General features: G+C 56.5%; 34 protein-coding genes and 2 pseudogenes. 3 read left to right on the top strand and 33 right to left on the bottom strand.

Going from position 1 to position 22613, the window contains the following annotated elements:
- A pseudogene (locus tag L9Z73_RS02495) lies at window positions 1-185 on the bottom strand (GlxA family transcriptional regulator); the annotation flags it as partial.
- 96 nt (window positions 186-281) lie between these two features.
- Here L9Z73_RS02495 and L9Z73_RS02490 point away from each other — a divergent pair.
- The gene (locus L9Z73_RS02490) at window positions 282-842 is read left to right on the top strand and encodes a cysteine hydrolase family protein (protein WP_247396033.1); all 561 of its coding nucleotides are present in this window, start codon (window positions 282-284) and stop codon (window positions 840-842) included.
- Between the two features lie 21 nt (window positions 843-863).
- Here L9Z73_RS02490 and tam read toward each other — a convergent pair whose 3' ends face one another.
- Entirely contained in the window at window positions 864-1625 is a 762-nt protein-coding gene (gene tam / locus L9Z73_RS02485; protein ID WP_247396031.1) for a trans-aconitate 2-methyltransferase, read from the bottom strand.
- Window positions 1626-1694: 69 nt separating this feature from the next.
- Between tam and L9Z73_RS02480 the strand changes: the two are divergent.
- A pseudogene (locus L9Z73_RS02480) lies at window positions 1695-1871 on the top strand (alpha/beta fold hydrolase); the annotation flags it as partial.
- 73 nt (window positions 1872-1944) lie between these two features.
- Here the strand turns inward: L9Z73_RS02480 and L9Z73_RS02475 are convergent.
- Both L9Z73_RS02475 and L9Z73_RS02470 read right to left on the bottom strand, forming a co-directional pair.
- Entirely contained in the window at window positions 1945-2472 is a 528-nt protein-coding gene (locus L9Z73_RS02475) for a single-stranded DNA-binding protein (RefSeq protein ID WP_099235124.1), read from the bottom strand.
- A gap of 9 nt (window positions 2473-2481) precedes the next feature.
- Window positions 2482-3876, bottom strand: coding sequence for an MFS transporter (locus tag L9Z73_RS02470; protein ID WP_247396028.1), 1395 nt, complete (start codon window positions 3874-3876; stop codon window positions 2482-2484).
- 178 nt (window positions 3877-4054) lie between these two features.
- Here L9Z73_RS02470 and uvrA point away from each other — a divergent pair, with 178 nt between their 5' ends.
- Complete coding sequence (gene uvrA, locus L9Z73_RS02465; RefSeq protein WP_247396026.1) at window positions 4055-6889, top strand: excinuclease ABC subunit UvrA; 2835 nt, start codon at window positions 4055-4057, stop codon at window positions 6887-6889.
- 66 nt (window positions 6890-6955) lie between these two features.
- Here the strand turns inward: uvrA and bfr are convergent, their stop codons facing one another.
- The 29 genes from bfr to rplC form a co-directional block, all read right to left on the bottom strand.
- A complete protein-coding gene (gene bfr, locus L9Z73_RS02460) occupies window positions 6956-7420 on the bottom strand; it encodes a bacterioferritin (RefSeq protein WP_247396024.1) in 465 nt (154 codons plus the stop codon).
- Window positions 7421-7575: 155 nt separating this feature from the next.
- The gene (locus L9Z73_RS02455) at window positions 7576-9024 is read right to left on the bottom strand and encodes a catalase (RefSeq protein ID WP_247396023.1); all 1449 of its coding nucleotides are present in this window, start codon (window positions 9022-9024) and stop codon (window positions 7576-7578) included.
- A gap of 238 nt (window positions 9025-9262) precedes the next feature.
- Window positions 9263-9649, bottom strand: a complete 387-nt coding sequence (gene rplQ, locus L9Z73_RS02450) for a 50S ribosomal protein L17 (RefSeq protein ID WP_247396022.1) — start codon at window positions 9647-9649, stop codon at window positions 9263-9265.
- A 41-nt stretch (window positions 9650-9690) separates the two neighbouring features.
- Window positions 9691-10692 carry a DNA-directed RNA polymerase subunit alpha gene (locus tag L9Z73_RS02445; protein WP_003176403.1) on the bottom strand — a complete coding sequence of 334 codons (1002 nt, stop codon included), beginning with the start codon at window positions 10690-10692 and terminating at the stop codon, window positions 9691-9693.
- Window positions 10693-10714: 22 nt separating this feature from the next.
- Complete coding sequence (gene rpsD, locus L9Z73_RS02440) at window positions 10715-11335, bottom strand: 30S ribosomal protein S4 (protein ID WP_003176404.1); 621 nt, start codon at window positions 11333-11335, stop codon at window positions 10715-10717.
- An 18-nt stretch (window positions 11336-11353) separates the two neighbouring features.
- Complete coding sequence (gene rpsK / locus L9Z73_RS02435) at window positions 11354-11743, bottom strand: 30S ribosomal protein S11 (protein WP_002555466.1); 390 nt, start codon at window positions 11741-11743, stop codon at window positions 11354-11356.
- Window positions 11744-11773: 30 nt separating this feature from the next.
- Window positions 11774-12130, bottom strand: coding sequence for a 30S ribosomal protein S13 (rpsM, locus tag L9Z73_RS02430; protein WP_003210063.1), 357 nt, complete (start codon window positions 12128-12130; stop codon window positions 11774-11776).
- A 129-nt stretch (window positions 12131-12259) separates the two neighbouring features.
- Window positions 12260-12376, bottom strand: coding sequence for a 50S ribosomal protein L36 (gene rpmJ, locus L9Z73_RS02425; RefSeq protein ID WP_002555468.1), 117 nt, complete (start codon window positions 12374-12376; stop codon window positions 12260-12262).
- Window positions 12377-12403: 27 nt separating this feature from the next.
- A complete protein-coding gene (gene secY / locus L9Z73_RS02420) occupies window positions 12404-13732 on the bottom strand; it encodes a preprotein translocase subunit SecY (protein WP_003176406.1) in 1329 nt (442 codons plus the stop codon).
- Window positions 13733-14170, bottom strand: a complete 438-nt coding sequence (gene rplO, locus L9Z73_RS02415; RefSeq protein WP_003176407.1) for a 50S ribosomal protein L15 — start codon at window positions 14168-14170, stop codon at window positions 13733-13735.
- Between the two features lie 3 nt (window positions 14171-14173).
- Window positions 14174-14350: a 50S ribosomal protein L30 gene (gene rpmD, locus L9Z73_RS02410; protein ID WP_003176408.1), complete on the bottom strand. Its 177-nt coding sequence runs from the start codon at window positions 14348-14350 to the stop codon at window positions 14174-14176.
- Window positions 14351-14352: 2 nt separating this feature from the next.
- Window positions 14353-14853, bottom strand: coding sequence for a 30S ribosomal protein S5 (rpsE, locus tag L9Z73_RS02405; RefSeq protein WP_003186035.1), 501 nt, complete (start codon window positions 14851-14853; stop codon window positions 14353-14355).
- Between the two features lie 3 nt (window positions 14854-14856).
- Complete coding sequence (gene rplR / locus L9Z73_RS02400) at window positions 14857-15207, bottom strand: 50S ribosomal protein L18 (protein ID WP_003186037.1); 351 nt, start codon at window positions 15205-15207, stop codon at window positions 14857-14859.
- A gap of 10 nt (window positions 15208-15217) precedes the next feature.
- Entirely contained in the window at window positions 15218-15751 is a 534-nt protein-coding gene (gene rplF / locus L9Z73_RS02395; protein WP_003176412.1) for a 50S ribosomal protein L6, read from the bottom strand.
- Window positions 15752-15763: 12 nt separating this feature from the next.
- Window positions 15764-16156, bottom strand: a complete 393-nt coding sequence (gene rpsH, locus L9Z73_RS02390) for a 30S ribosomal protein S8 (RefSeq protein ID WP_003186040.1) — start codon at window positions 16154-16156, stop codon at window positions 15764-15766.
- Between the two features lie 208 nt (window positions 16157-16364).
- Window positions 16365-16670, bottom strand: coding sequence for a 30S ribosomal protein S14 (gene rpsN, locus L9Z73_RS02385; RefSeq protein WP_003176414.1), 306 nt, complete (start codon window positions 16668-16670; stop codon window positions 16365-16367).
- Window positions 16671-16683: 13 nt separating this feature from the next.
- Entirely contained in the window at window positions 16684-17223 is a 540-nt protein-coding gene (gene rplE, locus L9Z73_RS02380) for a 50S ribosomal protein L5 (protein WP_003176415.1), read from the bottom strand.
- A gap of 20 nt (window positions 17224-17243) precedes the next feature.
- Complete coding sequence (rplX, locus tag L9Z73_RS02375) at window positions 17244-17558, bottom strand: 50S ribosomal protein L24 (RefSeq protein ID WP_003176416.1); 315 nt, start codon at window positions 17556-17558, stop codon at window positions 17244-17246.
- An 11-nt stretch (window positions 17559-17569) separates the two neighbouring features.
- Window positions 17570-17938, bottom strand: coding sequence for a 50S ribosomal protein L14 (rplN, locus tag L9Z73_RS02370; protein ID WP_002555479.1), 369 nt, complete (start codon window positions 17936-17938; stop codon window positions 17570-17572).
- Window positions 17939-17961: 23 nt separating this feature from the next.
- Window positions 17962-18228: a 30S ribosomal protein S17 gene (gene rpsQ, locus L9Z73_RS02365; RefSeq protein WP_003176419.1), complete on the bottom strand. Its 267-nt coding sequence runs from the start codon at window positions 18226-18228 to the stop codon at window positions 17962-17964.
- 2 nt (window positions 18229-18230) lie between these two features.
- On the bottom strand, window positions 18231-18422 hold the full coding sequence (gene rpmC, locus L9Z73_RS02360) for a 50S ribosomal protein L29 (protein ID WP_002555481.1): 192 nt from the start codon (window positions 18420-18422) through the stop codon (window positions 18231-18233).
- On the bottom strand, window positions 18422-18835 hold the full coding sequence (gene rplP / locus L9Z73_RS02355; RefSeq protein ID WP_003232424.1) for a 50S ribosomal protein L16: 414 nt from the start codon (window positions 18833-18835) through the stop codon (window positions 18422-18424). The genes rpmC and rplP overlap by 1 nt, the downstream gene beginning before the upstream one ends.
- A 12-nt stretch (window positions 18836-18847) precedes the next feature.
- Window positions 18848-19534: a 30S ribosomal protein S3 gene (gene rpsC, locus L9Z73_RS02350; protein ID WP_003176422.1), complete on the bottom strand. Its 687-nt coding sequence runs from the start codon at window positions 19532-19534 to the stop codon at window positions 18848-18850.
- A gap of 13 nt (window positions 19535-19547) precedes the next feature.
- On the bottom strand, window positions 19548-19880 hold the full coding sequence (rplV, locus tag L9Z73_RS02345) for a 50S ribosomal protein L22 (protein ID WP_003103908.1): 333 nt from the start codon (window positions 19878-19880) through the stop codon (window positions 19548-19550).
- Window positions 19881-19891: 11 nt separating this feature from the next.
- Window positions 19892-20167 carry a 30S ribosomal protein S19 gene (gene rpsS, locus L9Z73_RS02340; RefSeq protein ID WP_003232420.1) on the bottom strand — a complete coding sequence of 92 codons (276 nt, stop codon included), beginning with the start codon at window positions 20165-20167 and terminating at the stop codon, window positions 19892-19894.
- A 16-nt stretch (window positions 20168-20183) separates the two neighbouring features.
- On the bottom strand, window positions 20184-21008 hold the full coding sequence (rplB, locus tag L9Z73_RS02335; protein ID WP_003210080.1) for a 50S ribosomal protein L2: 825 nt from the start codon (window positions 21006-21008) through the stop codon (window positions 20184-20186).
- A 14-nt stretch (window positions 21009-21022) separates the two neighbouring features.
- Window positions 21023-21322 (bottom strand): 50S ribosomal protein L23, encoded by a 300-nt coding sequence (gene rplW / locus L9Z73_RS02330; protein WP_002555488.1) that lies wholly within the window; start codon window positions 21320-21322, stop codon window positions 21023-21025.
- Window positions 21319-21921, bottom strand: coding sequence for a 50S ribosomal protein L4 (rplD, locus tag L9Z73_RS02325; protein WP_003210082.1), 603 nt, complete (start codon window positions 21919-21921; stop codon window positions 21319-21321). Before rplD ends, rplW begins: the two co-directional genes overlap by 4 nt.
- 12 nt (window positions 21922-21933) lie before the next feature.
- On the bottom strand, window positions 21934-22569 hold the full coding sequence (rplC, locus tag L9Z73_RS02320) for a 50S ribosomal protein L3 (protein WP_007253310.1): 636 nt from the start codon (window positions 22567-22569) through the stop codon (window positions 21934-21936).
- Window positions 22570-22613 lie beyond the last annotated feature (44 nt).

The following is a 22613-nucleotide window of genomic DNA, read 5'->3' as shown; positions in this document are numbered from 1 at the left end:
CTTGCTTGGCCATCCGGCGCCACCTGCCAATGGCTGACCCGCAGCAGCGGCAATTGCGCGGATTGGTGCGCCGCGGCGATCCGATTGGCCACCCCGAACAGATCGGTCAAGCCATGCACCGCCGCCAGTTGCGCGCCCTGGTAGATCAACACACCCAGCTCGATGATCGAGCGTTCCACGGCCATTGTCAGTTTTCCCCCTGTTATTGTCGGTGCAGCCAATCCCCGCTCTGCGCGCCAGCTAAGATACTGGCCCCATCAACCCATCACGAGGCAACACACATGGCCAAGCAAGCGCTCATCCTAATCGATATCCAGAACGACTACTTCCCCCAGGGCAAGTGGCCTCTCGACGGCGTGGAGGCTGCGGCAGACAAGGCCGCGCAGGTGCTGCAGGCATTTCGCCGGGAGGGCGATGCGGTGATTCATGTGCGTCATGAGTTCACCTCGGACGATGCGCCGTTCTTCACCCCAGGCTCCAAAGGCGCGCACCTGCATCCCAAGGTGCTGAACGAAGGCAGTGAGCCAGTGGTGCTTAAACACTTTGTGAATGCGTTTCGCGAAACCCAACTGCGCACGGTGCTGGAACAACGCAGCATCACTGACGTGGTGGTGGTCGGCAGCATGAGCCATATGTGCATCGACGCGGTGGTACGGGCGGCGGCGGACCTGGGCTACAAGGTCACGCTGATCCATGACGCCTGCGCCACGCGGGATCAGGAATTCAACGGGCAAGTGATTCCGGCGGCGCAGGTGCATGGGGCGTATATGGCGTCGCTGGCATTTGGGTATGCGAGCGTGGTGTCGACGCAAGAATACTTGCAGGCCCAAGCGGCGGCCTGACCGCCACGTGCGGGCGTGGCGTTAGCGGGTCGCGATGATGAACAGGCGCGGGAAAGGCAGAAGTACGGTGCCATCAGCCAGGGCCGGATAAGCCTGGCTGATCCGCGCCTGATAGTCCTGCAGGAAAGCGGTTTTTTCGTCGTCGCTCAACGGCGCGAGGAACGGCCGCAATGCCGAGGCCTTGAACCACTCCACCACGGCCGCGTGATCCGCCAGCGGGTGCAGGTAGGTGGTGCGCCACACATCGACGGTGCTGCAGTGTTGGCTCAACAGCTCGTAGTAATAGCTCGCCGTGTGCCGTTCATTGTGTTTGACCGCACCAATCCTGGCAGCCCATGGGCCATCGGCCGCGACCTCACGGGCCAGCCGATGGGCGGGCTCGTCGAGGTTGTCCGGGGTTTGCACCGCCAGGGTTCCGCCGCGTGTCAGTTGGCTGACCAAGTGCGGGTAGAGCATGGCGTGGTCCGGCAGCCATTGCAGGGAAGCATTCGCCAGGATCACATCGAAGGGTTGTGCCGGGGTCCATGCGCCGATGTCCGCCAGTTCGAAGCTCAGCGCCGGCAAGCGTTTGCGGGCGTCGGCCAGCATGTCGTCGGAGCTGTCCATGCCGGTAACGTGAGCCTGTGGAAAACGCTCGGCCAACACTTGCGTGGAATTACCGGGGCCGCACCCCAGGTCAACGGCGGTTTGCACAGCGGTATTGGGAATGGCCGCAACCAGATCGCGGACGGGGCGTGTGCGCTGCTGCTCGAACAGGGTGTATTGCTTGGCTGACCAGGTCATCACGGCTTTCCTTTTGTTTAACGGTTGGCCACAGCCTAAATCGTGTGAGCCATGAGAACAAACGCCAGGGTTCACGGGGGCGACGATCAGATCGTGCCGATCCAGGCGTCAGCCTTGGAGAGCAAACGCCTCATTCCAGACGCCCAGTTGTTGGTGTATTCAGGCGCCCCTCATGGGTTGACCGACACTCACAAGCAGCGGGTTAACGCCGATATGTTGCGCTTCGCGCAGTCTAAGGCCGCATAAAACGTATAAAAAAACCGCGCGGCCTTGTGGGCGGCGCGGTTTTTTAATTTGCAGCTTGTTGCTTCGGTAACCGCTAGAACGGGATATCGTCATCAAAACTGTCGAAATCAGGAGCCGGTTGCGGAGCAGCCTGTTGTGGCGCTGGGCGCGACTCACGCTGTGGCTGCTGACTTGGCTGCTGGCTTGGCTGCGGACGCGACTGCTGTGGACGCGGTGCCGAGTTGGACATGCCGCCCTGGCCCTGTTGGTCGCCCTGTGGACGGCCGCCGAGCAGTTGCATGGTGCCTTGCATGTCGACCACGATTTCGGTGGTGTAACGCTTGATGCCGTCTTTTTCCCACTCGCGGGTCTGCAGTTTGCCTTCGATGTAGACCTGCGAACCTTTGCGCAGGTATTCACCGGCGATCTCTGCCACTTTGCCGAACATCGACACACGGTGCCATTCGGTTTTCTCGACCTTCTGGCCGGTCTGCTTGTCGGTCCACTGTTCGCTGGTCGCCAGACTCAGGTTGGTCACGGCGTTACCGTTAGGCAAGTAGCGAACTTCGGGATCCTGGCCGCATGTACCGACCAATATGACTTTGTTAACCCCACGGGCCATAACGTTCTCCTAAGCTGGGCGCGCTGTCGGCACTGGGTTGACCAGTTGCTCGAGCGTCGCGCGATCCAATAATTCGGTGTCCAATTTGATGTAAATGGCCGCTTCTTCAGCAACCACGACTGCATCGGTTACCCCAACGACGGCCTTCAGGCGCTCGACCAAGCCAGCTTCACGAACGGCTTCGGGCGACAACGGCAGGCGCAGGCTTGTGACGTATGGGGGTTCGCGCATGGTAACAGCAAAGGCCAGCCAAAGTGCAGCCAGCCCGGCGCATCCCAGGAACACAACCGACAAACCGCCGTGCTGAAACATCCAGCCACCCATGATGCCGCCCAGTGCCGAGCCCAGGAACTGGCTGGTGGAATACACCCCCATCGCCGTGCCCTTGCCGCCGGCCGGTGAAACTTTACTGATCAGCGAAGGCAACGAAGCCTCTAGCAGGTTGAACGCGGTAAAGAACACCACCGTACCGATTACCAGCGCCCGCAGGCTGTCGCCGAACTGCCAGAAGAATAGCTCAGTGAGCATCAGCGTCACGACGGCGCCGAGTAAAACTCGTTTCATTTTGCGTTTCTTCTCGCCATAGATGATGAATGGGATCATGGCGAAGAATGAAATCAGCAGTGCGGTCAGGTAGACCCACCAGTGCTGCTCCTTGGGCAGCCCGGCTTTTTCAACCAGGGCCAGGGGCAAGGCAACGAAGCTGCTCATCAGCATCGCGTGCAATACAAAGATACCTAAATCCAAGCGCAGCAGGTCCGGATGCTTGAGCGTCGGCAGCAGGGCCTGGCGCGCAACCCCGGACTCACGGTGCTGCAGGGTGCCGGTGGAGCGCGGCACCATAAAGGCCACGATCACAATACCGAACAAGGCCATGCCGCCGGTGGCCAGGAACAGTCCGTGCAAACCAAAGGCGCGGGTCAGCAACGGGCCGATCACCATCGCGACGGCAAACGACAGGCCGATGGTCATGCCGATCATGGCCATGGCCTTGGTACGGTGTTGTTCGCGGGTCAGGTCCGACAGCAAGGCCATGACCGCCGCAGAAATTGCCCCGGCGCCCTGAAGGACACGTCCGGCGATCACGCCCCAGATAGAATCGGACTGGGCCGCGAGCACGCTGCCGAGGGCGAACACGATCAACCCAAGGTAGATCACCGGACGGCGGCCGATGCGGTCGGAAATGATCCCGAACGGAATCTGGAAAATCGCCTGGGTCAGGCCATAGGCGCCAATGGCCAGGCCGATCAGGGCGGGGGTCGCGCCTGCGAGGTCCATCCCGTAGGTCGCCAGTACCGGCAACACCATGAACATGCCAAGCATACGGAAGGCGAACACCAGGGCCAGACCGCTTGCCGCTCGGGTCTCGCCGCTACTCATGCGTTCGCTGTGGGGATCGTGCATGGAAAAACCTCGTGTGAACCGGCGGCGATTCTACCAGTCCCATCGATTGAGAGGGTATATGCGGCGCTTTGCCGCGCAGGTTTCATGTAAGGCTGCACCTAGCACCTTGACAGTGTATATTCATCCAGTCTTTATCCGTATACTCCTGCATTATTTACGCCCGCCGTGCGAGGCCATCTTGGACAAGATCCTGATTCGTGGGGCTAGAACCCACAACCTGAAGAACATCGACCTGACCCTGCCCCGGGACAAACTGATCGTCATCACCGGTTTGTCCGGGTCCGGCAAATCGTCGCTGGCGTTCGACACGCTGTACGCCGAAGGCCAGCGGCGCTATGTCGAGTCGCTGTCGGCCTATGCCCGCCAGTTCCTGTCGATGATGGAAAAACCCGACGTCGACACCATCGAAGGCCTGTCGCCGGCGATTTCCATCGAGCAGAAGTCGACGTCCCATAACCCGCGCTCCACCGTGGGCACCATCACCGAGATCTACGACTACCTGCGCCTGCTCTATGCGCGCGTAGGTATCCCGCGCTGCCCGGACCACGACATTCCGCTGGAAGCCCAGACCGTCAGCCAGATGGTCGACCTGGTGCTGGCCCAACCGGAAGGCGCCAAGCTGATGTTGCTGGCGCCGGTAATTCGCGAGCGCAAGGGTGAACACCTTTCGGTGTTTGAAGAACTGCGGGCCCAAGGTTTCGTGCGTGCGCGGATCAACGGCAAGCTGTATGAGCTGGACGAAGCGCCGAAGCTCGACAAGCAGAAGAAGCACTCGATTGATGTCGTGGTCGACCGCTTCAAAGTGCGCGCCGACTTGCAGCAACGCCTGGCGGAATCCTTCGAGACCGCCCTGAAGCTGGCGGACGGGATTGCCCTGGTCGCTCCGATGGACGACGAGCCTGGCGAAGAGATCATCTTCTCCGCGCGCTTTGCCTGCCCGATCTGTGGCCATGCCATCAGCGAGCTGGAACCCAAACTGTTTTCCTTCAACAACCCGGCCGGCGCATGCCCGACCTGTGATGGCCTGGGGGTGAAGCAGTTCTTCGACATCAAGCGCCTGGTCAATGGCGAACTGACGCTGGCAGAAGGTGCGATACGCGGCTGGGACAGGCGTAACGTCTATTACTTCCAGATGCTCGGGTCGTTGGCGTCGCACTATAAGTTCAGCCTGGAAGTACCGTTCAACCAACTGCCGGCGGATCAGCAGAAGGTCATTCTCAACGGCAGCGGTTCGCAGAGTGTCGACTTCAAATACCTCAACGACCGTGGCGACATCGTCAAACGCTCACACCCGTTCGAAGGCATCGTGCCGAACCTTGAACGCCGCTACCGCGAGACCGAGTCGGCGAGCGTGCGTGAAGAGCTGGCGAAGTTTCTCAGCACCCAGTCCTGCCCGGATTGCCGTGGCACCCGCCTGCGCCGTGAGGCGCGGCACGTATGGGTTGGCGAGAAGACCCTGCCGGCAGTGACCAACCTGCCGATCGGTGATGCCTGTGAATACTTTGGTGCCCTCAAGCTGACCGGACGCCGTGGGGAGATTGCCGACAAGATCCTCAAGGAGATTCGCGAGCGCCTGCAGTTCCTGGTTAACGTCGGGCTGGACTACCTGTCGCTGGACCGCAGCGCCGATACCTTGTCTGGCGGTGAAGCCCAGCGTATTCGCCTGGCCAGCCAGATCGGTGCCGGCCTGGTGGGTGTGTTGTATATCCTCGATGAACCATCGATCGGCTTGCACCAGCGCGACAACGATCGCCTCCTGGGCACGCTGAAGCACCTGCGGGATATCGGCAACACGGTGATTGTGGTCGAGCACGATGAAGACGCGATTCGCCTGGCGGATTATGTGGTCGATATCGGCCCGGGTGCCGGCGTGCATGGTGGACATATCGTCGCCCAAGGTACGCCTGCCGAGGTGATGGCCCATCCGGACTCACTGACGGGCAAATACCTGTCCGGTCGCGTGAAGATTGAGGTGCCGGCCAAGCGCACGCCACGCAACAAGAAGATGGCGTTGCACCTCAAGGGCGCGCGTGGCAACAACCTGCGCAATGTCGACCTGGAGATTCCCCTGGGCCTGCTGACCTGTGTGACCGGTGTTTCCGGCTCGGGCAAGTCGACGCTGATCAACAACACCCTGTTCCCATTGAGCGCCACCGCCTTGAACGGCGCGACCACTCTGGAAGCGGCCGCACATGACAGCATCAAGGGCCTTGAGCTACTGGACAAAGTGGTCGATATCGACCAGAGCCCGATTGGCCGCACACCACGCTCCAACCCGGCGACCTATACCGGGTTGTTTACGCCCATCCGCGAGTTGTTCGCTGGCGTGCCGGAATCCCGCTCGCGGGGCTACGGGCCAGGCCGGTTCTCGTTCAACGTCAAGGGCGGGCGCTGCGAAGCGTGCCAGGGCGATGGCTTGATCAAAGTGGAAATGCACTTCCTGCCGGATATCTACGTGCCCTGCGATGTGTGCAAGAGCAAGCGCTATAACCGCGAAACCCTTGAGATCAAATACAAGGGCAAGAACATCCACGAAACCCTGGAGATGACCATCGAAGAAGCGCGGGTGTTCTTCGACGCGGTTCCGGCGTTGGCGCGCAAGCTGCAGACACTGATGGATGTGGGCTTGTCGTACATCAAGCTGGGGCAATCGGCGACCACGCTGTCCGGTGGTGAGGCGCAGCGGGTCAAGCTGTCCCGCGAGCTGTCCAAGCGGGATACGGGTAAAACCCTGTATATCCTCGATGAACCGACCACGGGCCTGCACTTCGCGGATATTCAGCAATTACTGGATGTGTTGCACCGCCTGCGTGACCACGGCAACACTGTGGTAGTGATCGAACACAACCTGGATGTGATCAAGACCGCCGACTGGCTGGTCGACCTCGGACCGGAAGGCGGTTCCAAGGGCGGCCAGATCATCGCGGTGGGTACGCCGGAGCAGGTCTCCGAAATGCCTCAGTCGTACACGGGTTACTACTTGAAACCATTGCTCGCACGCGACCGGGCCTGATTTATCCGACCCAATAAAAAGCCCCTGTCACCTCAACGGTGACAGGGGCTTTTTTGCAGCCGGGAATCAGAACTGCGATTGCAGGTAATTCTCCAGGCCGACCAGCTTGATCAGGCCCAACTGCTTTTCCAGCCAGTAGGTGTGATCTTCTTCGGTGTCGGCCAACTGCACGCGCAGAATTTCACGAGTGACATAGTCGTTGTGCTGCTCGCACAGCTCGATGCCCTTGCACAGCGCGGCACGGACCTTGTACTCGAGGCGAAGGTCGGCTGCGAGCATCTCAGGCACCGTGGTGCCTACGTCCAGGTCGTCCGGACGCATGCGTGGCGTGCCTTCGAGCATCAGGATACGGCGCATCAGCGCATCGGCGTGCTGCGTCTCTTCTTCCATCTCGTGGTTGATACGTTCATAGAGCTCGGTGAAGCCCCAGTCTTCGTACATACGCGAATGAATGAAATATTGGTCACGAGCAGCCAGTTCGCCCGTCAGCAACGTGTTGAGGTAATCGATTACGTTGGGGTGACCTTGCATCGCCCTACATCTCCCTGCTTGAAAGTCTGTAGTTTGAACCATGCTGACCTATAGGTCACGGAACCAACGGCAGAAAAGTGAAGATTTACAGAGAAAAGTAGCTGAATTAACGCTAAAACCGCCCAAATGAGGGCGGTTCTGCTTATCGTTTAGAGTCAGTTAAGCGATACACCCAGTGCCTTTGCAATTGCTTCTCCATAAGCCGGATCGGCTTTGAAGAAGTGTTGCAACTGACGCTGGACCACATCACTGGAAACCCCCGACATGGCGCCGGCGATGTTGCCGGTGAGCAAGGCTTTCTGCTCATCGCTCATCAGGCGGAACAGCGCACCGGCGTGGCTGTAATAGTCGGTGTCTTCGCGGTGATCGTAACGATCTGCGGCACCACTCAGGGCCAATGCAGGCTCGGCGTACTGTGGCGCTTGTTTCGGCGCGTCGGCGTAGCTGTTTGGCTCATAGTTGGGAGCCGCACCGCCGTTGCTGCCGAAGGCCATCGAACCGTCACGCTGGTAGCTGTTGACCGGGCTGCGCGGGGCATTCACCGGCAATTGTTGGTGGTTGGTGCCGATACGGTAGCGGTGGGCATCTGCGTAAGCGAAAACGCGACCTTGCAGCATGCGGTCTGGCGACAGGCCAACGCCGGGGACCATGTTGCTCGGGCCGAACGCAGCTTGCTCCACTTCGGCGAAGTAGTTCTGTGGATTGCGGTTGAGTTCCAGTTCACCGACTTCGATCAGCGGGAATTCCTTTTGTGACCAGGTTTTGGTCACGTCAAAGGGGTTCTCGTAATGTACGTTGGCTTGGGCCTCGGTCATGATCTGAATGCAGACGCGCCATTTCGGGAAATCGCCGCGCTCGATCGCACCAAACAGATCGCGCTGTGCGTAATCAGGGTCGGTGCCAGCCAAGCGTGCGGCCTCGGCCGGTGCCAGGTTCTTGATGCCTTGCTTGGTCTTGTAGTGCCACTTTACCCAGTGCCGCTCGCCCTTGGCGTTGATCAGGCTGTAGGTATGGCTACCGAAGCCGTGCATGTGACGGTAACCGTCAGGTATACCACGGTCCGAAAACAGGATGGTGACCTGGTGCAGCGCCTCCGGGGAGTGCGACCAGAAGTCCCACATCATCTGCGCACTTTTCAGATTGCTTTGCGGCAGGCGTTTCTGGGTGTGGATAAAATCAGGGAACTTCAGAGGGTCACGGATGAAGAACACCGGCGTATTGTTACCGACGATGTCCCAGTTGCCTTCTTCGGTGTAGAACTTCAAGGCAAAGCCACGAGGGTCGCGTTCGGTATCAGCCGAACCACGTTCCCCACCTACTGTGGAGAAGCGCAGAAAGGTCGGAGTTTGTTTACCCACCGACTCGAACAGCTTGGCGCTGGTGTATTCAGTGATGTCCTGGGTAACGGTGAACGTGCCGTAAGCACCCGAACCTTTGGCATGCACTCGACGCTCAGGGATGTTCTCGCGATTGAAGTGCGCGAGCTTCTCGATCAGGTGAAAATCGTCGAGAAGCAACGGGCCACGTGGGCCGGCGGAACGGGAGTTCTGGTTATCCGCCACTGGAGCGCCGCTGGCGGTGGTAAGAATTTTGTTCTGGCTCATGCTCAATCTTCCTCAGGTCGGACTTGGAACTGCCGGCTAATCGGCTTGCAGTGAGTATTGATCATCAACATGACACCTACAAATTCATTAAATTGTGGGAATCAATAGAAAATTACTACCAATACACCTGACCACCATAGTGCCGGTGTCGACCTGACGCAGCTTGTACAAATGGCGCTTTTCTTACGCGCACAAAAAACCGGGCACTAGGCCCGGTTCTTCGTTACAGACTGTCGTCTTACTCGGCGCTTACAGCTTCGCCGGCAGTAGCACGATCAACCAACTCGACATACGCCATAGGCGCGTTGTCGCCAGAGCGGAAACCGCACTTGAGGATGCGCAGGTAGCCACCCTCACGGGTAGCGTAACGCTTGCCCAGGTCGTTGAAGAGCTTACCAACGATAGCTTTCGAACGAGTACGGTCGAATGCCAGACGGCGGTTAGCCAGGCTGTCTGTCTTAGCCAAAGTGATCAGCGGCTCAGCAACGCGACGCAGTTCTTTAGCTTTCGGCAGTGTAGTTTTGATCAGCTCGTGCTCGAACAGCGACACCGCCATGTTTTGAAACATGGCCTTACGGTGCGAGCTGGTACGGCTCAGGTGACGTCCACTTTTACGATGACGCATGGTTCATTCCTTACCAAACTCACGTTCGGTGATTACGACGATCAGGCAGTCGCCTTGTCGTCCTTCTTAAGACTTGCAGGCGGCCAGTTGTCGAGGCGCATGCCGAGGGACAGACCGCGGGAGGCCAGAACGTCCTTGATTTCAGTCAAGGATTTCTTGCCCAGGTTCGGAGTCTTCAACAGTTCTACTTCGGTACGCTGAATCAGGTCGCCGATGTAGTAAATGTTTTCCGCCTTAAGGCAGTTAGCCGAACGTACAGTCAGTTCCAGATCGTCAACCGGGCGAAGCAGGATCGGATCGATCTCGTCTTCCTGCTCGATTACCACTGGTTCGCTGTCACCTTTGAGGTCGACGAACGCAGCCAACTGCTGTTGCAGAATGGTTGCAGCGCGACGGATAGCCTCTTCAGGGTCCAGAGTACCGTTGGTTTCCAGATCAATAACCAGCTTGTCCAGGTTAGTACGCTGCTCGACACGGGCGTTTTCCACCACGTATGCGATGCGGCGAACCGGGCTGAACGAAGAATCAAGCTGCAAGCGACCAATGCTGCGGCTTTCGTCTTCATCGCTCTGACGCGAGTCGGCCGGTTCATAACCACGACCACGAGCTACAGTGAGCTTCATGTTCAGGGCGCCGTTAGACGCCAGGTTAGCGATTACGTGATCGGGGTTAACGATCTCGACATCATGATCCAGCTGAATATCGGCAGCGGTAACCACCCCCGAACCCTTCTTCGACAAGGTCAGCGTAACTTCGTCACGGCCGTGCAGCTTGATAGCCAGACCTTTAAGGTTCAACAGGATTTCAATTACGTCTTCCTGTACACCTTCGATGGCGCTGTACTCGTGGAGCACACCGTCAATCTCGGCCTCGACTACTGCACAGCCGGGCATTGAGGACAACAGGATGCGGCGCAGCGCGTTGCCCAGGGTGTGGCCAAAACCACGCTCGAGAGGCTCGAGAGTGATTTTGGCGCGGGTTGGACTGACAACCTGCACATCAATGTGGCGGGGTGTCAGGAACTCATTTACCGAAATCTGCATGGATGCACCTATTTTCTAGCCCTTACTTGGAGTAGAGCTCGACAATCAGGCTTTCGTTGATGTCGGCGGACAGATCACTGCGAGCAGGAACGTTCTTGAAAACGCCCGACTTCTTCTCAGTGTCTACTTCTACCCATTCTACGCGGCCACGTTGGGCACACAGATCGAGAGCTTGGACAATGCGAAGTTGGTTTTTTGCTTTCTCGCGGACAGCGACCACGTCACCAGCACGAACCTGGTAGGACGGAACGTTCACGGTCTGACCGTTAACGCTGATCGACTTGTGCGATACCAGCTGACGGGATTCGGCACGAGTAGAACCAAAGCCCATACGGTATACAACGTTGTCCAGACGGCATTCGAGCAGTTGCAGCAGGTTTTCACCGGTTGCACCTTTCTTGCCAGCAGCTTCTTTGTAGTAGCCGCTGAACTGACGCTCGAGAACGCCGTAAATACGACGGACCTTCTGCTTTTCACGCAGTTGGGTGCCGTAATCGGACTGGCGACCGCGGCGTTGGCCGTGGATACCAGGTGCTGCTTCAATGTTGCACTTCGATTCGATCGCGCGCACGCCGCTCTTCAGGAAGAGATCGGTGCCTTCGCGACGAGCGAGTTTGCATTTTGGACCAATGTAACGAGCCATTCTTTACAATCTCCTGGATTACACGCGGCGCTTCTTCGGCGGACGGCACCCGTTGTGCGGGATTGGCGTCACGTCGGTGATGCTGGCGATCTTATAGCCACAGCCGTTCAAAGCACGGACAGCAGACTCACGACCTGGACCTGGACCTTTGACGTTAACGTCAAGGTTTTTCAGGCCGTATTCCAGCGCAGCTTGACCAGCACGTTCAGCAGCTACTTGAGCAGCAAACGGGGTGGACTTGCGGGAACCGCGGAAACCCGAACCACCGGAGGTAGCCCAAGAAAGCGCGTTACCTTGACGGTCGGTGATGGTCACGATTGTGTTGTTAAAAGAAGCATGGATGTGGGCGATGCCATCAACCACTGTCTTTTTAACTTTTTTACGAGGACGAGCAGCAGGTTTTGCCATGATTAATTTCCTGTCGATTCGCGTGGGCGATTACTTGCGGATCGGCTTACGCGGACCTTTACGGGTACGCGCGTTAGTCTTGGTACGCTGACCGCGCACTGGAAGACCACGACGATGACGCAGACCACGGTAGCAACCGAGGTCCATCAAACGCTTGATTTTCATGTTGATTTCGCGACGCAGGTCACCTTCAGTGGTGAACTTCGCCACTTCGCCACGCAACAGCTCAATCTGCTCGTCGCTCAGATCTTTAATCTTTGCGGCTGGGTTTACCCCAGTATCTGCGCAAATTTTCTGCGCAGTAGTGCGACCAACACCATAGATGTAGGTCAGCGAGATAACAGTGTGCTTGTTATCTGGAATGTTAACGCCTGCAATACGGGCCATTCAGTGGGACTCCAATTGACAGCTACCTACGCCCCGGAAGCCAAGAAATAGGGCGCGAGATAATATCGCTGTAATAACAAATAATCAACCCGGCAGCGCACTAGCTGCCGGGCTTCAAGCGGATCACACTCAGCCTTGGCGCTGTTTGTGACGCGGTTCCGCGCTGCAAATTACTCGAACAACACCTTCGCGGCGAATAATTTTGCAGTTACGGCACAGCTTTTTCACCGATGCACGAACTTTCATCACCAACTCCTCGAACCTTATGGGTACTCAGCGCAACATGCCGCTGCCGTAACCCTTCAGGTTGGCTTTCTTCATCAGGGATTCGTACTGGTGCGAAACGAGGTGCGATTGTACTTGGGACATGAAGTCCATCACAACCACGACGACGATCAGCAACGAGGTCCCGCCAAGGTAGAACGGTACGTTTGCTGCAACCACCAGGAACTGGGGCAACAAGCACACGGCCGTCATATATAGAGCACCGAACAGGGTCAAACGAGTCAGAACGCCATCAATGTAGCGTGCAGACTGCTCACCTGGACGGATGCCCGGAATAAAGGCACCGGACTTCTTCAGGTTTTCCGCTACGTCTTTCGGATTGAACATCAACGCCGTATAGAAGAAGCAGAAGAAAATAATCCCTGCACTAAACAGCAGAATATTCAACGGCTGACCAGGAGCGATCGACTGAGAAAGGTCCTGCAGCCAGCCCATGTTTTCAGACTGACCAAACCAGGTACCCAACGAAGCCGGAAACAGCAAAATGCTGCTCGCGAAAATTGCCGGAATAACACCGGCCATATTCACTTTCAGCGGCAAGTGGCTGGTCTGCGCAGCAAAAACCTTGCGGCCCTGCTGACGCTTGGCGTAGTGAACAGCAATACGACGCTGGCCACGCTCAATGAACACCACAAAACCGATAATCGCTACTGCCAGCAAACCGATGGCAACCAGGGCAAAAATATTGATATCACCCTGACGCGCAGACTCGAAAGACTGCCCGATTGCTCTCGGAAGACCGGCGACGATACCTGCGAAAATCAACATCGAGATACCGTTACCAACACCACGCTCAGTAATCTGCTCACCCAGCCACATCATAAACATCGCACCAGCCACAAATGTGGATACCGCGACGAAATGGAAGCCAAAGTCACCAGTGAACGCAACACCCTGCCCCGCCAAGCCAACGGACATGCCGATAGCTTGAACCAGGGCAAGGATGACAGTGCCGTAGCGGGTGTACTGGCTAATCTTGCGACGGCCAGCTTCACCTTCCTTCTTCAACTGTTCCAACTGCGGGCTGACGGCGGTCATCAACTGCATGATGATCGATGCCGAAATGTACGGCATGATCCCCAGTGCAAAGATGCTCATCCGTTCCAGCGCGCCGCCGGAAAACATGTTGAACAAGCTAAGAATGGTCCCCTCATTCTGTCGAAACAGGTCTGCGAGTCGGTCCGGGTTGATACCTGGAACCGGGATGTGTGCGCCTATTCGGTAGACGATAATCGCCAGGAACAGAAAACGCAGACGAGCCCAAAGTTCAGACATACCGCCTTTGCCGAGCGCTGAGAGAGCACCTTGCTTAGCCATTTATTCCTCGAACTTGCCGCCAGCTGCTTCGATAGCCGAACGCGCACCTTTGGTGGCGCCGATTCCCTTGCCGATAGTGACAGCGCGGGTCACTTCACCGGACAGCATGATTTTCACACGCTGTACGTTGACGTTGATCACGTTGGCATCTTTCAGGGTCTGCACAGTAACGATGTCGCCTTCCACTTTAGCCAGCTCGGACAAACGCACTTCTGCGCGATCCATAGCTTTCAGGGATACGAAACCGAACTTAGGCAGGCGACGATGCAGCGGCTGTTGACCGCCTTCAAAGCCTGGAGCGATGGTGCCACCGGAGCGGGAGGTTTGACCTTTGTGGCCACGGCCACCAGTCTTACCCAAACCGCTACCGATACCACGGCCCGGACGATGCTTTTCGCGACGGGAACCCGGCGCTGGACTCAGATCATTGAGTTTCATCGATTAACCCTCGACACGCAGCATGTAGTAAGCCTTGTTGATCATCCCGCGATTCTCGGGAGTATCCTGGACTTCTACAGTGTGACCGATGCGACGCAGACCCAAACCCTTAACGCACAATTTGTGGTTAGGGATGCGACCGGTCATGCTTTTGATCAGCGTTACTTTAACGGTAGCCATGATCAGAAGATCTCCTTGACGCTTTTGCCACGCTTGGCGGCAATGGATTCAGGAGACTGCATTGCTTTCAAACCCTTGAAAGTGGCGTGAACCACGTTTACTGGGTTAGTCGAGCCGTAGCACTTGGCCAGAACGTTCTGAACGCCAGCAACTTCGAGGACAGCACGCATAGCGCCGCCAGCGATGATACCGGTACCTTCAGAAGCAGGCTGCATGTACACCTTCGAAGCGCCATGGGCGGACTTCATTGCGTACTGCAGAGTAGTGCCGTTCAGATCAACTTGGATCATGTTGCGACGAGCAGCTTCCATTGCCTTCTGGATCGCAGCAGGCACTTCACGTGACTTGCCACGGCCGAAGCCAACACGCCCTTTACCATCACCAACCACGGTCAACGCGGTGAAAGTGAAGATACGGCCGCCTTTAACGGTTTTGGCTACGCGGTTAACTTGAACCAGCTTCTCAATGTAGCCTTCGTCGCGCTTTTGGTCGTTATTTGACATAACTTAGAACTCCAGCCCAGCTTCACGAGCAGCATCAGCCAGCGCCTTGACGCGACCGTGATACTTGAAGCCAGAGCGGTCGAAAGCCACCTGCGAGACGCCAGCGGCTTTTGCACGCGTAGCGACCAGCTGGCCAACCTTAGTGGCCGCGTCGATGTTGCCAGTGGCACCATCACGCAGTTCTTTATCCAAAGTCGAGGCGCTCGCCAGGACTTTGTTGCCGTCGGCCGAGATGACCTGGGCGTAGATGTGCTGCGACGAGCGGAACACGCAGAGACGCACGACTTCGAGTTCGTGCATTTTCAGGCGTGCTTTGCGAGCGCGACGCAGTCGAGTAACTTTTTTGTCGGTCATTTGCTATGCCCTACTTCTTCTTGGCTTCTTTACGACGGACGACTTCGTCCGCGTAGCGCACACCTTTGCCTTTGTACGGCTCTGGTGGACGGAAGTCGCGGATCTCAGCGGCCACCTGACCTACCAGCTGCTTATCAATACCCTTGATCAGGATATCGGTTTGGCTCGGGGTCTCAGCGGTGATGCCTTCCGGCAGTTCGTAATCCACTGGGTGCGAGAAGCCAAGGGCCAGGTTCAAAACCGTGCCTTTTGCTTGCGCTTTGTAACCAACACCGACCAGCTGGAGCTTACGCTCGAAGCCTTGGCTTACGCCTTGGACCATGTTGTTTACCAACGCACGAGTGGTACCGGCCATTGCGCGAGTTTGTTGATCGCCATTGCGAGCAGCGAAACGCAGCTCACCAGCTTCTTCAACGATCTCAACCGACGAATGGATGTTCAGTTCGAGGGTACCCTTGGCACCCTTCACCGAAAGCTGTTGGCCTGCGAATTTTACTTCGACACCGGCTGGCAGCTTAACGGGGTTCTTAGCGACGCGTGACATGCTTATCCCCCCTTAGAACACAGTGCAAAGAACTTCGCCGCCGACACCGGCAGCGCGCGCAGCACGATCCGTCATCACACCTTTGTTGGTGGAGACGATAGACACACCGAGACCGCCACGAACTTTTGGCAGATCATCGACGGACTTGTACTGACGCAGGCCTGGACGGCTAACGCGCTTCACTTCCTCGATGACCGGACGGCCTTCGAAGTACTTCAGCTCGATGGACAGCAGTGGTTTGATTTCGCTGCTGATCTGATAACCCGCAATGTAGCCTTCGTCTTTCAGGACTTTGGCAACAGCAACCTTCAACGTGGAAGATGGCATGCTTACGACGGACTTTTCAGCCATCTGGGCATTACGGATACGAGTTAGCATGTCCGCTAACGGGTCCTGCATACTCATGGGCTAGACGCTCCTAATACAAAAAAATTAGCCTTGCGGCTACATATGTCACCGAGAATCTCCGAGCATAAAACACACGGGCTCAGGCGAGCCGCGTATTTTAGACACACTACGGAAATGAAACAAGCCCCAAAAGGGGCTTGTTCCAGATTCAAGGCCACCGGCGGTCAGTATCTTGCGAAACCGACCGCCTGGACGTTGAAAGTACTTACCAGCTAGCTTTAACCAGACCTGGTACGTCACCACGCATTGCCGCTTCACGCAGTTTGTTACGGCCGAGGCCGAACTTGCGGTAAACGCCGTGTGGACGACCGGTCAGGCGGCAGCGGTTACGCATGCGCGAGGCGCTTGCGTCACGTGGCTGCTTCTGCAGTGCTACTGTCGCTTCCCAACGTGCTTCTGGACTTGCGTTCAGATCAACGATGATTGCTTTCAGTGCTGCACGCTTCTTGGCGTACTTGGCAACCGTGAGCTGACGCTTCAGCTCGCGGTTTTTCATGCTCATCTTGGCCATGGTCCTACTCCAATCAGTTGCGGAACGGGAATTTGAAAGCACGCAGCAGGGCGCGACCTTCATCATCGTTCTTGGCAGTGGTGGTCAGGGTGATGTCCAGACCGCGGAGAGCATCGATCTTGTCGTAGTCGATTTCCGGGAAGATGATCTGCTCTTTCACGCCCATGCTGTAGTTACCACGACCATCGAAGGACTTGGCATTCAGGCCGCGGAAGTCGCGGACCCGAGGCAGGGAGATCGACAGCAGACGATCCAGGAATTCGTACATACGCTCACGGCGCAGAGTCACTTTGACGCCGATCGGCCAACCTTCACGGACTTTAAAGCCAGCGATGGATTTCCGAGCGTAAGTCACAACGACTTTTTGACCGGTGATCTTTTCCAGGTCAGCAACAGCGTGCTCGATGACTTTTTTGTCGCCGACCGCTTCGCCCAGACCCATGTTCAGGGTGATTTTGGTAACGCGTGGAACTTCCATCACGTTCGAAAGCTTAAGTTCTTCCTTAAGCTTCGGTGCGATTTCTTTCCAATAAATCTCTTTTAGTCGTGCCATGGTCTTCTACCTAGCAGTGTTCAAGCATCAACCGCTTTTTGGGTCGACTTGAAGACACGAATTTTCTTGCCATCTTCTACTTTGAAACCAACGCGGTCTGCCTTGTTGGTTTCGCCGTTGAAAATGGCGACGTTAGAAGCGTCCAGCGGAGCTTCTTTTTCGACGATACCGCCTTGTACGCCCGACATCGGGTTAGGCTTGGTATGACGCTTAACCAGGTTCAGACCACCAATAACCAGACGGTTATTAGCGAGAACCTTAAGCACCTTACCGCGCTTACCTTTGTCTTTGCCGGCGATCACGATGATCTCGTCGTCACGACGAATCTTTTGCATGTCGGATCTCCTTACAGCACTTCTGGGGCGAGCGAGACGATCTTCATGAACTTCTCAGTACGAAGTTCACGGGTCACTGGCCCAAAGATACGGGTGCCGATCGGCTCTTGCTTGTTGTTCAGAAGAACAGCAGCGTTGCCATCAAAGCGGATAATGGAGCCATCTGCACGGCGAACACCGTGACGAGTGCGGACTACAACAGCAGTCATCACTTGGCCTTTTTTCACTTTACCGCGAGGAATTGCTTCCTTCACGGTAACCTTGATGATGTCACCGATACCAGCGTAACGACGATGGGAGCCACCCAGCACCTTGATGCACATAACACGGCGAGCGCCGCTGTTATCGGCCACATCGAGCATGGATTGAGTCTGAATCATATAATTTCTCCGACCCCTAGTCCTTAGACTTCCACAGCGCGTTCGAGAACATCAACCAGTGCCCAAGACTTGGTCTTGGCCAGCGGACGAGTTTCACGAATAGTGACCTTGTCGCCGATGTGGCACTGGTTGGTTTCGTCGTGCGCGTGCAGCTTAGTCGAACGCTTAACATATTTACCGTAGATCGGGTGCTTAACGCGACGCTCGATCAAAACGGTGATGGTTTTGTCCATCTTGTCGCTGACAACACGGCCAGTCAGCGTACGGACAGTCTTTTCGGCTTCAGCCATGATCACTTACCTGCCTGCTGGTTGAGCACAGTCTTCACGCGAGCGATGTCACGCTTAACTTGCGAGAGCAGATGAGACTGCCCCAACTGGCCAGTTGCTTTCTGCATGCGCAGATTGAACTGGTCGCGCAGCAGGCCGAGCAGTTGCTCGTTCAGCTGCTGTGCGGATTTTTCACGAAGTTCATTCGCTTTCATCACATCACCGTCCGTTTAACAAAGGCGGTGGCGAGCGGCAGCTTTGCAGCAGCCAGGGCAAAAGCCTCACGCGCCAGCTCTTCAGTTACACCCTCGATTTCATACAGGACTTTGCCTGGCTGAATCTGGGCAACCCAGTATTCCACGTTGCCCTTACCTTTACCCATCCGAACTTCGAGGGGCTTTTTGGAGATTGGCTTGTCCGGGAATACACGGATCCAGATCTTGCCGCCACGTTTTACGTGACGGGTCAGAGCACGACGCGCTGACTCGATCTGACGAGCGGTGAGACGACCACGAGCTACAGACTTCAGCGCGAATTCGCCGAAGCTGACTTTGCTACCGCGCTGAGCCAGACCACGGTTGTGGCCTGTCATCTGCTTGCGGAACTTCGTACGCTTTGGTTGCAACATTTGGCGTACCCCTTACTTAGCAGCTTTTTTACGAGGCGCTGGTGCTTGTGGTTTCAGTTCTTCTTGGCGACCACCAATTACTTCGCCTTTGAAGATCCAAACCTTTACACCGATCACACCGTAAGTGGTGTGAGCTTCGTAGTTGGCATAGTCGATGTCGGCACGCAGGGTGTGCAATGGCACACGACCTTCGCGATACCATTCAGTACGTGCGATTTCAGCACCGCCGAGACGACCGCTCACTTGGATTTTGATGCCTTTGGCACCAATGCGCATGGCGTTCTGTACGGCGCGCTTCATAGCGCGACGGAACATGACGCGACGCTCCAGCTGCTGAGCTACGCTCTGCGCAACCAGCATACCGTCGAGCTCCGGCTTGCGGATCTCTTCGATATTGATGTGCACAGGCACACCCATTTGCTTGGTCAGGTCCTGACGCAGTTTCTCAACATCTTCACCTTTCTTCCCGATAACGATACCTGGACGAGCGGTGTGGATGGTGATACGTGCAGTTTGTGCCGGACGATGGATATCGATACGGCTTACGGACGCGCTTTTTAGTTTGTCTTGGAGATACTCACGCACCTTCAGATCAGCGAACAAATAGTCCGCATAAGTCCGACCGTCTGCGTACCAGACGGAGGTGTGCTCCTTGACGATTCCCAGGCGAATGCCAATGGGATGTACTTTCTGACCCATCTCTTCGACTCCGTTACTTGTCAGCAACCTTGACAGTGATATGGCAAGACCGCTTGACGATGCGATCAGCACGGCCTTTGGCACGCGGCATGATACGCTTCAGCGAACGCCCTTCGTTGACGAAAACGGTGCTGACCTTCAGGTCATCAACGTCTGCGCCTTCGTTATGCTCGGCGTTGGCTACGGCCGACTCCAGCACTTTCTTCATGATCTCGGCGGCTTTCTTACTGCTGAAAGCCAACAGGTTGAGCGCTTCGCCCACCTTCTTCCCGCGGATCTGGTCGGCGACCAAGCGGGCTTTCTGGGCGGAGATTCGAGCGCCCGACAACTTAGCGGCTACTTCCATTTCCTAACCCCTTAACGCTTGGCTTTCTTGTCTGCCACGTGCCCACGATATGTGCGGGTACCGGCAAACTCGCCTAGTTTGTGGCCGACCATGTCTTCGTTCACGAGAACTGGGACGTGAAGGCGACCGTTGTGTACTGCGATGGTCAAACCGACCATTTGTGGCAGGATCATCGAACGACGCGACCAGGTTTTCACCGGCTTGCGATCGTTCTTTTCCGCCGCCACTTCGATCTTCTTCAGTAGGTGAAGATCAATAAAAGGACCTTTTTTCAGAGAACGTGGCACTGTCGTATCCCTCTATTTACTTGCGACGACGGACGATCATTTTGTCGGTACGCTTATTACCACGAGTCTTCGCGCCCTTAGTCGGGAAGCCCCATGGCGATACCGGATGACGACCACCAGAGGTACGACCTTCACCACCACCGTGTGGGTGGTCAACCGGGTTCATGGCAACACCACGAACGGTTGGGCGAACGCCACGCCAGCGTTTGGCACCAGCTTTACCCAGCGAACGCAGGCTGTGCTCGGAGTTCGAGACTTCGCCCAAGGTCGCGCGGCATTCAGCCAGCACTTTACGCATCTCACCAGAACGCAGACGCAGGGTCACGTAGACACCTTCACGAGCGATCAGCTGAGCCGAAGCACCAGCGGAACGAGCGATTTGCGCGCCTTTACCTGGCTTCAATTCGATGCCGTGTACGGTGCTACCAACTGGAATGTTACGCAGTTGCAGAGCGTTGCCCGGCTTGATCGGTGCCAGGGCACCTGCGATCAGCTGGTCGCCAGCACTCACGCCTTTAGGGGCGATGATGTAGCGACGCTCGCCATCTGCGTACAGCAGCAGAGCGATGTGAGCAGTACGGTTTGGATCGTATTCGATACGCTCGACAGTGGCAGCGATGCCATCTTTGTCGTTGCGACGGAAGTCGACCAGACGATAATGCTGCTTATGGCCACCACCGATGTGACGAGTGGTAATGCGACCATTGTTGTTACGACCACCAGTCTTCGATTTCTTCTCGAGCAGCGGTGCGTGAGGAGCGCCTTTATGCAGCTCCTGGTTGACCACCTTGACCACAAAACGGCGGCCAGGGGAAGTCGGTTTGCATTTAACGATTGCCATGATGCACCCCTTCCTTACTCAGCACTGCTGCTGAAATCGAGATCTTGGCCTGGCTGAAGGGAGATAACCGCCTTCTTCCAGTCATTACGCTTGCCCAGACCGCGAGCAGTGCGCTTGCTCTTACCCAGAACATTCAGGGTAGTAACACGCTCTACTTTCACGCTGAACAGGCTTTCGACGGCCTTCTTGATTTCCAGCTTGGTTGCGTCAGTTGCAACCTTGAAAACGAACTGGCCTTTCTTGTCAGCCAGAACCGTAGCCTTTTCGGAAACGTGCGGGCCAAGCAGAACTTTAAATACGCGTTCCTGGTTCATCCCAGCAGCTCCTCGAATTTCTTCACGGCCGACACGGTGATCAACACCTTGTCGTATGCGATCAGACTAACTGGATCGGAACCTTGCACGTCACGTACATCAACGTGTGGCAGGTTGCGAGCAGCCAGGTACAGGTTCTGATCAACAGCTTCAGACACGATCAGGACGTCAGTCAGGCCCATGCCGTTCAGCTTGTTCAGCAGATCTTTGGTTTTCGGTGCTTCAACAGCGAAGTCCTGAACCACGACCAGACGATCAGTACGCACGAGTTCAGCAAGGATGGAGCGCAGTGCTGCGCGGTACATCTTCTTGTTGAGCTTCTGAGTGTGATCCTGAGGACGAGCTGCGAAAGTGGTACCGCCGCCGCGCCAGATTGGGCTACGGATAGTACCGGCACGAGCACGGCCAGTACCTTTCTGACGCCAAGGGCGCTTACCGCCACCACGAACGTCGGAACGGGTCTTTTGCTGCTTGCTACCTTGACGGCCGCCGGCCATGTAGGCCACGACTGCTTGGTGAACGAGCGTCTCGTTGAATTCGCCGCCAAATGTCAGTTCGGAAACTTCGATCGCTTGAGCGTCATTTACATTTAATTGCATGTCAGCTTCCCCTTAACCGCGAGCCTTGGCCGCTGGACGTACAACCAGGTTGCCGCCAGTAGCGCCAGGAACAGCACCCTTGACCAACAACAGATTGCGTTCAGCGTCGACGCGCACTACTTCGAGGGACTGCACGGTCACGCGCTCAGCGCCCATATGACCGGACATTTTTTTGCCCTTGAATACACGACCAGGAGTCTGGCACTGGCCAATAGAGCCCGGGACGCGGTGGGAAACGGAGTTACCGTGAGTGTTGTCTTGGCCACGGAAATTCCAACGCTTGATCGTACCCTGGAAGCCTTTACCTTTGGACTGACCGGTTACATCAACCAGTTGACCAGCGGCGAAGATTTCAGCGTTGATCAGATCGCCAGCCTGGTAGTCGCCTTCTTCAAGACGGAACTCCATAACAGTGCGACCAGCTGCAACGTTTGCCTTAGCGAAGTGACCTGCTTGAGCAGCAGTCACGCGCGAAGCACGACGCTCGCCGACAGTGACTTGCACTGCACGATAGCCATCGGTTTCTTCAGTTTTAAACTGGGTGACGCGATTCGGCTCGATCTCAATGACCGTAACCGGAATGGAGACACCTTCTTCGGTGAAAATACGGGTCATACCGCATTTACGACCGACTACACCAATAGTCATGTTGTAAACCTCATGAGTGTACGGGGCTTTCACCCGCTATGGCC

Origin of the sequence: Pseudomonas emilianonis (assembly GCF_023072625.1) — a bacterium.
GTDB lineage: Bacteria > Pseudomonadota > Gammaproteobacteria > Pseudomonadales > Pseudomonadaceae > Aquipseudomonas > Aquipseudomonas paraveronii.
Note: the sequence above shows the minus strand (reverse complement) of the source record. Positions and strands in the feature narration are given on the sequence as shown.